Raw genomic sequence first — 8,472 nt, 5'->3', positions numbered from 1 at the left:
TACGGCATGATCATGTTCATCGCCTCCGAGGTGATGTTCTTCGTGGCCTGGTTCTGGGCCTATTTCGATGCCAGCCTGTTCAGCGGCGAACACATCAACTTCCTGCGCTACGACGTGACCGGCGGACATTGGCCGCCGAAGGGCATCTCGGTCTTCGATCCGTTCCACCTGCCCCTGCTCAACACGCTCATCCTGCTGACGTCGGGCACGACGGTGACCTGGGCCCACCACGCCCTGCTCCACAACGACCGGCAGGGCCTGAAGTGGGGCCTGATCCTCACGGTGATCCTCGGCGCCGTCTTCACGGTGGTGCAGGTTTACGAGTACTCGCACGCCGCTTTCGCCTTCAAGGGCAACATCTACGGCGCCACCTTCTTCATGGCGACGGGCTTCCACGGGTTCCACGTGCTCGTCGGCACGATCTTCCTGCTGGTCTGCCTGATCCGCGCGCTGAAGGGCCACTTCACGCCCCAGCGGCACCTCGGCTTCGAGTTCGCGGCCTGGTACTGGCACTTCGTCGACGTGGTGTGGCTGTTCCTCTTCGTGGCGATCTACATGTGGGGCTCCAAGTGGGGCGCGGCCCTCGCGGCGGCTTCCGGACACTGAGTCCCCATCGCACGACCCGGATGGGGCGGCCTAGGCCGCCCCTTTCCATTTCTGAGACACGCCACGGGGAGGGCAGCAGCATGTCGAACGACCGCTGGAGTGGGCTCAGCCCCTCGCCGATCGGCGCCGGCCTGACCGGCAAGTGTCCCCGCTGCGGCAACGCCTCGATGTTTCGCGGCTTCATCGCCGTCGCGCCCACCTGCCCGTCCTGCGGCCTCGACTATTCCTTCGCCGATGCCGGCGACGGGCCGGCCGTGTTCATCATGCTGATCGGCGGCGCGCTCGTGGTGGGTGGCGCCCTGTTCACGGAGATCCGCTGGGAGCCGCCGATGTGGGTGCACGCCATGATCTGGCCGCCCTTCGCCATCGCCGTGTGCCTGGGGCTCCTGCGCCCACTGAAGGGCCTGCTCATCGCCCTGCAGTACCACAACAAGGCCGAACAGGGCCGGCTGGAGAACTAGGCTGCCATGGCTGGACGCGCTCCGCTCGCCAAGCTGATCCTGCCCGGGCTCTTCACCCTGGTCGGGTTCGCGATCCTCGTGGGCCTGGGCGCCTGGCAGATCGAGCGCGGCGGCGCGAAGAAGCGCCTGATCACGCGCGTCGAGCAGCGCCTGCAGGAGGCCCCCGTCCCGCTGCCGCCGGAGGCGCAATGGGCGGGCCTCTCGCCCAAGCAGTACGAGTATTTGCGCGTCCGCCTCGAGGGCGAGTTCCAGCACGACCGCGAGTTCCGGCTGCATGGTCTGCTGAGCGGCAAGTCCGCGGCCCAGTCGACCCTCCAGGGCTACTACATCCTGACTCCGCTGCGGCTCGCGGACGGCAGCACGGTGATCGTGAACCGCGGGTTCGTGCCCACCGAGCTCGGCGACCCCGCCAGGCGCGCCGAGGGGCAGGTGAAGGGACGCCAGACGATCGTCGGCCTCATGCGGGCGCCCCAGAGTCGCGGCTTGTTCGTCCCGGACGACGATCCGGCGAAGAACTCCTGGTTCACGCGCGATCCCGTCGCGATGGCCAAGTCGGCGGGCCTCGCAAGGTCGGCCCCCTTCCTCATCGATGCCGACGCCACCCCGGTGCCGGGCGGTTGGCCCAAGGGCGGCAACACGGTCGTCTCCTTCCCCGACAACCATCTCCAGTACGCGGTCACCTGGTTCGCCATCGCGCTCGGGCTGCTCGCCGTCTTCTTCGCCTGGGCCCGGCAGCAGCTGAAGCGGCCCGACGACGACCCGTCCTGAGCCGCCGCCGCTCGCTTGTCAGGCCGGCCCCACGCTCCTACGCTCGCTCCCGCCAAGAGGACTTGACCACCGTGCAGCACGTGTCCACCCGGGGAGAAGCCCCGGTGCTCGGTTTTTCGGATGCCCTTCTCGCCGGCCTCGCCCGCGACGGCGGCCTCTATTTGCCGCAGTCCTGGCCGCGGCTCGACGCAGCGGCCATCGCCGCCCTGGCGGGTCGTCCCTACGCCGCCGCCGCGCAGACCGTGATCGGCCCCTTCGTCGATGGCGACATCGCGCAGCGTGACTTCGCCGCGATGACCGAGGCCGCCTATGCGACCTTTCGCCACCCGGCCGTCTGTCCCCTGACGCAGATCGGCGACAACCTCTTCGTCCTCGAGCTGTTCCACGGCCCGACGCTGGCGTTCAAGGACGTCGCGATGCAGTTGCTCGGCCGCATGATGGACGCGGTCCTGGCGCGCACCGGCCGGCGCGCGACCATCGTGGGCGCCACCTCCGGCGACACCGGCAGCGCCGCCATCGAGGCGTTCTGCGGCCTCGAGCGGGTGGACGTGTTCATTCTCTACCCGCACGGCCGTGTCAGTCCGGTGCAGCGCCGGCAGATGACGACGGTGCGCGCCGACAACGTCCACGCCATCGCGGTCGAGGGCGATTTCGACGACTGCCAGGCCCTCGTGAAGGCCATGTTCAACCACCACGCCTTCCGCGACGCACTCTCGCTGTCGGGCGTGAACTCCATCAACTGGGCCCGGATCGTCGCCCAGGTGGTCTACTACTTCACGGCGGCCGTCACGCTCGGCTCGCCGCACCGGCCGGTCTCCTTCTCGGTCCCCACCGGCAACTTCGGCGACATCCTGGCGGGCTGGGTGGCCAAGCAGATGGGGCTTCCCATCGAGACGCTGGCGATCGCGACCAACGCCAACGACATCCTGGCGCGCACTTTGGCCACGGGCCGGTACGAGCGCACGGGTGTGGTCGCCACCACCTCGCCCTCCATGGACATCCAGATTTCGTCCAATTTCGAGCGCCTCCTGTTCGAGGCGGTCGGCCGCGACGCCGGCATCGTCCGCGGCATGATGGACTCGCTCTCCCAGTCGGGAGCCTTCACCATTCCCGAGCCGGCGCTCGCCGCCATCCGTCGCGATTTCGTCGCTGGCCGAGCCGACGAGGACGCCGTCAAGGCCGAGATGGCCAGGACCTGGAAGGCCGCCGGCTACCTGCTCGACCCGCACACCGCGGTCGGCGTGTCCGTCGGACGTTCGGTCCTGGAGCGTGCCCCCGCCACGCCGCTAGTGGTCCTGGGCACGGCCCACCCGGCCAAGTTCCCGAAGGCCGTCCACGATGCCACCGGCGTCGAACCGGCTCTTCCGCAGCATCTCGTGGATCTCCACGACCGGCAGGAACGTTTCTCCGTTCTGCCCAACGACCTGCAAAGGGTCGAGGACTTCATTCGGGAGAGAGCCCGAGCAGGGAGTGAGACCGCATGAGCGCAAGGCGCCAGGAGCCGGAAGCCGCCATCACCCCGCCTCGGCCGGAGGCCGTCCGCATCACGACGCTCGCCAACGGCCTGCGCGTCGTGACCGAAACCATGCCGCAGCTGGCGACGGCGTCGCTCGGCGTGTGGATCGGTGCGGGCGCGCGTCACGAACAGGACGGCGAGCAGGGTCTGGCCCACCTCCTGGAGCACATGGCCTTCAAGGGGACGCGGCGCCGCAACGCCCTGCAGATCGTCGAGGAGATCGAGGCCGTCGGTGGCGACCTCAACGCCGAGACGAGCGTCGAGCGCACCTCCTATTACGTGCGCGTGCTGGGCGAGGACGTGCCTCTCGCCCTCGACATCCTCGCCGACATCCTGACCGAGCCGGCCTTCGACAAGGACGAGCTGCGGCGCGAGAAGGGCGTCATCCTGCAGGAGATCGGAGCCTGCGAGGACACGCCCGATGACGTCGTCTTCGACATGTTCATGGAAACGGCCTACGGCGGCACGCCCATCGGGCGCCGCATCCTCGGCACGCCGCGCACCGTGAAGGCCCAGACCCCGGCCTCCATGCGGACCTTCCTCGACAGGCAGTACCGCGGGCCGGACATGGTCGTGGCGGCGGCGGGCGCCGTCGACCACGACGCCGTCGTCGAGGAGGTCGCACGCCGCTTCGCTGGCTTTGCCGGATCGAAGTCGCAGGCCCCCACGACGGGCGTCTATGCAGGGGGCGACCAGCGCAAGGTGCGGCAGCTGGAACAGGCCCACATGGTGCTGGGGTTCGGCGGCCGCTCCTTCTACGACCCCGACCACTACACGCTGCACGTCTTCTCCAACCTGCTCGGCGGAGGCATGTCCTCGCGCCTCTTCCAGGAGATCCGCGAGAAGCGCGGCCTGTGCTACGAAATCTATTCGTTCCACCAGCCCTTCAGCGACACCGGCACCTTCGCCATCTACGGCGGCACCGGCGAGAGCACGCTGGGTGAATTCGTCCCCGTGATGCTGGATTGCCTGCGCACGGCCGCCGAGGGGCCGACCGAGGCCGAAGTGGCCCGTGCCAAGGCCCAAATCAAGGTGTCCCTGCTCATGGGGCTCGAGTCCTCGGCGAGGCGCGCCGAGCAGATGGCCCGCCACGTCCTCGCCTTCGACCGCGTCATCCCGCGGGAGGAGATCGTGGCCGCCATCGACGCGATCACCCCAGCCGCCGTCAGCCGGGCCGCGCTGCAGATGCTCGCGACGCCGCCGACGGTCGCGGCCGTGGGACCGGTCAAGCGGCTGCCTCACGCCGCCGGGATCGCCCGCATGCTGGGCACGGCGAGGCACTGAGCGCCATGGCGTTCTTCCGGCTCTCCGTCGCCTCGGAGGAGACCCCGGTCGTCCGGGGCAGCGGCTTCATGCTGCGTCCTCCTCGGCCGGAGGACCACGCGGCCTGGGCCGAGTTGCGCGAGGCGAGCCGCGAATTCCTGCGCCCGTGGGAGCCGATCTGGCCGGCGGACGACCTGACCCGGACCGCCTATCGCCGTCGTCTGCGCCGCTACCAGCGCGAGATCGAGGAAGACGCGGCCTACCCCTTCTTCCTGTTCCGGGACGACGGCGCGCTGATGGGCGGGCTGACGCTGGGCATGGTCCGGCGCGGCGTCGCGCAGGCCGCCACGCTCGGCTACTGGATGGGCGCGCCCCATGCCGGGAAGGGCCACATGACGCGGGCGGTGCGCGCCGCGGCGGGCTATGCGTTCGAGTCGCTGCGGCTGCGACGCATCGAGGCGGCCTGCGTGCCCCACAATGCCGCGTCGATGCGCCTTCTCGAGAAAGTGGGCTTCCACCGCGAGGGCTACGCGCGGCAGTACCTGTGCATCAACGGCATCTGGCAGGACCACATCCTGTTCGCGCTCCTGCGCGACGAATTCCGCTTCGACACAGGATCGCCTTGATCCGGCGCGACACGGTTCGCGTTTCGCGTGTATTCCGACGAAGTTGCATAGAGAAACAACCGTGTGTCGGTGGCTGGCTTGCTTGCCCTCGTCCACCGGCGCGGATACCACTGAGGCAGCGGCATCGGGTCCAGTCGGACCGGTCCGCACGCCGTTTCGAGGTTCGGATTCGTTGCGTCTCCTCTCGTTCCTGCTCGTGCTCGTCGCCCTGGCCGTCGCCGGCACATTCGGCGCCCGGCCGGCCTACGCGCTCGATCCCGTGTCCGTGCGCTCGGAAAGCGCCGCGGTGGATCTCCTGCGCTTCGTGCAGCGCTCGCGCTCCGACGGCGACCTGATTCAGATTTCCACCGCGCCCGGCTCGGACGGCATCGTCCGGCGCATCGCGATCAAGGCGAAGGTTGCCGGCACGCAGCCCGACTGGATCGTCTTCGCGCTCAAGAACGAGACCAACGAGCAGATGGTGCGCTGGCTCGTGGCACCGCATTTCCGCCTGGTGGATTCCGGCGTCGTCCGCCCGGACCTCGGATCGACGCGCATCACGGCCGTCACGGCGAGCCAGGGCGAGAGCCCTGACCGGGAGGACAACGCCGAGGCCGACATCTTCGAGATCATCCTCGATCCCGGCGCGACGGTGACCTACATCGCCGAACTCGCCACCCCGGCCCTGCCGCAGCTCTATCTGTGGAATCCGGACGACTACAAGGACAAGCTGAACGGCCTCACGCTCTACCGGGGGATCGTCATCGGCATCGCCGGCCTGCTCGCCCTCTTCCTCACCATCGTCTTCGTGGTGAAGGGCGCGGTCATCTTCCCCGCCGCGGCGGCGCTGGCCTGGGCCGTCCTGGCATATATCTGCATCGATTTCGGGTTCTGGCAGAAGATCGTGCCCATGTCGCCGGAGGGCGAGCGCGTCTATCGCGCATCGGCCGAGGCCGTCCTCGCGGCAACCCTGCTGGTCTTCCTGTTCGCCTATCTCAACCTCAACCGATGGCACGTCCGCTACAGCCACGTCACCGCGGCGTGGCTCCTGTTCCTGGGCGCGCTGATCGGGCTCGCGGTGTTCGACCCGGCCATGGCCGCCGGCGTCGCGCGGATCTCGATCGCAGCCGTCGCCGCCGTCGGCTTCATCCTGGTCATCTATCTCTCGACGCACGGCTACGACCGCGCCGTGATGCTGACCCCCACCTGGTTCCTGCTGCTGGCCTGGGTCATCGCCGCGGCCTTCGCCATCACCGGCCAGCTCACCAACGACGTCGTGTCGCCGGCCCTGCTCGGCGGCCTCGTGATGATCGTGATGCTGATCGGCTTCACCGTCATGCAGCACGCCTTCGCCGGCGGCGCGATCGCGCAGGGGCTGGTCAGCGACGCCGAGCGCAAGGCCCTGGCGCTGGCCGGCTCGGGCGATGCCGTGTTCGACTGGGACGTCGTCGCGGACAAGATCTTCGTCAGCCCCGACGTCGAGGCCCAGCTCGGCCTGAAGCGCGGTGCCCTCGAAGGCGCCGCCGCGAACTGGCTGGAGGTGATGCATCCCTTCGACCGGGACCGGTTCCGCGCGACGCTGGACGCGGTGCTGGAGCAGAGGCGCGGACGCGTTCACCTCGACTTCCGGCTCAAGACGGCCGACGGCCACTACCACTGGTACGCGATGAAGGCCCGCCCGGTCGTCGGCTCCGACGGCGAGGTCATGCGCGTCGTGGGCACGCTGGGCGACGTCACCGACACGAAGACGTCCGAGGAACGCATCCTGCACGATGCGGTGCACGACAACCTCACCGGCCTGCCCAACCGTCGGCTTTGCCTGGACCGGGTCGATGCGGCGCTCGCGCTGTCGCGGGCGGACGAGAACATCCGGCCCACGGTGATCGTGCTCGACATCGACCGCTTCAAGCAGATCAACGAATCCGTGGGCATGCCGACGGGCGACAGCATCCTGCTGGCGATGGCGCGCCGGCTCGGCCGGCTCCTGAAGCCGCAGGACACCCTCGCCCGCGTGTCGGGCGACCAGTTCGCGCTCCTGCTCCTGTCCGAGCGGGAGCCCGAGGGCATCACCATGCTCGCCGACACGATCCGCCGCGTCATCGCGGCCCCCGTCGTCTTCGGCGATCGCGAGATCTTCCTCACCGCCTCGATCGGCATCGCCCTGCCCGATCCGTCGACCCAGGGCCGCGGCGAGGACGTGCTGAAGAACGGCGAGATCGCCATGATGCACGCCAAGCGCCTGGGCGGCGACCGGATCGAGGTGTTCCGGCCCGCCATGCGGGCGCAGCGCACCGACAGGATCGCGCTGGAGATGGACCTGCGCCGGGCGCTCGAGCGCAACGAGATCAAGGTGCTGTTTCAGCCGGTCGTCCGCCTGGAGGACCGCACGGTGGCGGGCTTCGAGGCCCTCATGCGGTGGGACCATCCCAAGCACGGCCGGCTCGCGCCCTCCGAGTTCCTGTCGATCGCCGAGGACAGCGGCATCATCGTGGAGCTGGGCGTCTTCGCGCTGGAGCGCACCGCGGCCGAACTCGCGGCCTGGCAGCGTGCCCTTGAGGTCGACCCGCCCATCTTCGCCAGCGTCAACATCTCGAGCCGCCAGCTGCTGCGCCACGACCTGCTGCAGGACGTGAAGATGGTCATGAACCGCTGGTCCATCCAGCGCGGCACGCTCAAGCTCGAGCTGACCGAGAGCCTGGTGATGGAGAACCCCGAATACGCCGCCCAGATCCTGGCGCGCATCGTCGACCTCGGCGCGGGCCTCTCGCTCGACGATTTCGGTACGGGCTATTCGTCGCTCTCCTACCTGCAGCGCTTCCCGTTCGACACGATCAAGATCGACAAGTCGTTTGTGCGCCCCGACCAGAAGGGCACCCGCCCGGTGATCCTGAGGTCCATCGTCGCGCTTGCCCACGACCTCGGCATGGACGTCGTGGCGGAAGGCGCGGAGACGGAATCCGACGCGGTGGAACTGTCGCAGCTCGGCTGCGAGTACGCCCAGGGCTACGCCTTCGGCCCGCCCATGACGGCGCTGGAGGCCCGCAAGCTCGTCGGCGCCGCCACCGAGGCGGCCTGAGGAGCGCGGCCCGCCGGGTCGATCAGGCGTCCCGTCTGCCGATCAGGTACTTCCCTCTCCGCGCGTCCTGCCCGGGCTTGGCCCTTCGGGATTCACGCATCTCACTCGGGCCCGAAGGAAGTGCGCTCTCCCTCCCCTGCAGGGGAGGGTGGCAGCCGCAAAGCGGCTGACGGGTGG

7 protein-coding genes are annotated in these 8,472 nt (G+C 69.1%); all 7 read left to right on the top strand.

The window, feature by feature from the left end; genetic code table 11:
- A partial coding sequence (locus Q0Q47_RS30765; protein ID WP_293868954.1) for a cytochrome c oxidase subunit 3 occupies nt 1-606 on the top strand: 606 nt, incomplete at its 5' end.
- An 80-nt stretch (nt 607-686) separates the two neighbouring features.
- Nucleotides 687-1,067, top strand: a complete 381-nt coding sequence (locus Q0Q47_RS30760; protein WP_293868952.1) for a DUF983 domain-containing protein — start codon at nt 687-689, stop codon at nt 1,065-1,067.
- 6 nt (nt 1,068-1,073) lie between these two features.
- Entirely contained in the window at nt 1,074-1,835 is a 762-nt protein-coding gene (locus Q0Q47_RS30755) for an SURF1 family protein (protein ID WP_293868950.1), read from the top strand.
- Between the two features lie 71 nt (nt 1,836-1,906).
- Nucleotides 1,907-3,319, top strand: coding sequence for a threonine synthase (gene thrC, locus Q0Q47_RS30750; RefSeq protein ID WP_293868947.1), 1,413 nt, complete (start codon nt 1,907-1,909; stop codon nt 3,317-3,319).
- The gene (locus tag Q0Q47_RS30745; protein WP_293868945.1) at nt 3,316-4,635 is read left to right on the top strand and encodes a pitrilysin family protein; all 1,320 of its coding nucleotides are present in this window, start codon (nt 3,316-3,318) and stop codon (nt 4,633-4,635) included. The genes thrC and Q0Q47_RS30745 overlap by 4 nt, the downstream gene beginning before the upstream one ends.
- Before the next feature lie 5 nt (nt 4,636-4,640).
- On the top strand, nt 4,641-5,240 hold the full coding sequence (locus Q0Q47_RS30740; protein WP_293868943.1) for a GNAT family protein: 600 nt from the start codon (nt 4,641-4,643) through the stop codon (nt 5,238-5,240).
- A 172-nt stretch (nt 5,241-5,412) separates the two neighbouring features.
- Nucleotides 5,413-8,295, top strand: a complete 2,883-nt coding sequence (locus Q0Q47_RS30735) for an EAL domain-containing protein (protein WP_293868941.1) — start codon at nt 5,413-5,415, stop codon at nt 8,293-8,295.
- Nucleotides 8,296-8,472 lie beyond the last annotated feature (177 nt).

The sequence above is a fragment of the uncultured Alsobacter sp. genome (assembly GCF_945952055.1).
Lineage (GTDB): Bacteria > Pseudomonadota > Alphaproteobacteria > Rhizobiales > Beijerinckiaceae > Alsobacter.
Note: the sequence above shows the minus strand (reverse complement) of the source record. Positions and strands in the feature narration are given on the sequence as shown.

Excerpts from the sequence above, each read along its gene's own strand:
- Q0Q47_RS30760 (WP_293868952.1), top strand. The coding sequence starts at position 687 with ATGTCGAACGACCGCTGGAGTGGGCTCAGCCCCTCGCCGATCGGCGCC.
- Q0Q47_RS30755 (WP_293868950.1), top strand. The coding sequence starts at position 1,074 with ATGGCTGGACGCGCTCCGCTCGCCAAGCTGATCCTGCCCGGGCTCTTC.
- Q0Q47_RS30740 (WP_293868943.1), top strand. The coding sequence starts at position 4,641 with ATGGCGTTCTTCCGGCTCTCCGTCGCCTCGGAGGAGACCCCGGTCGTC.
- Q0Q47_RS30745 (WP_293868945.1), top strand. The coding sequence starts at position 3,316 with ATGAGCGCAAGGCGCCAGGAGCCGGAAGCCGCCATCACCCCGCCTCGG.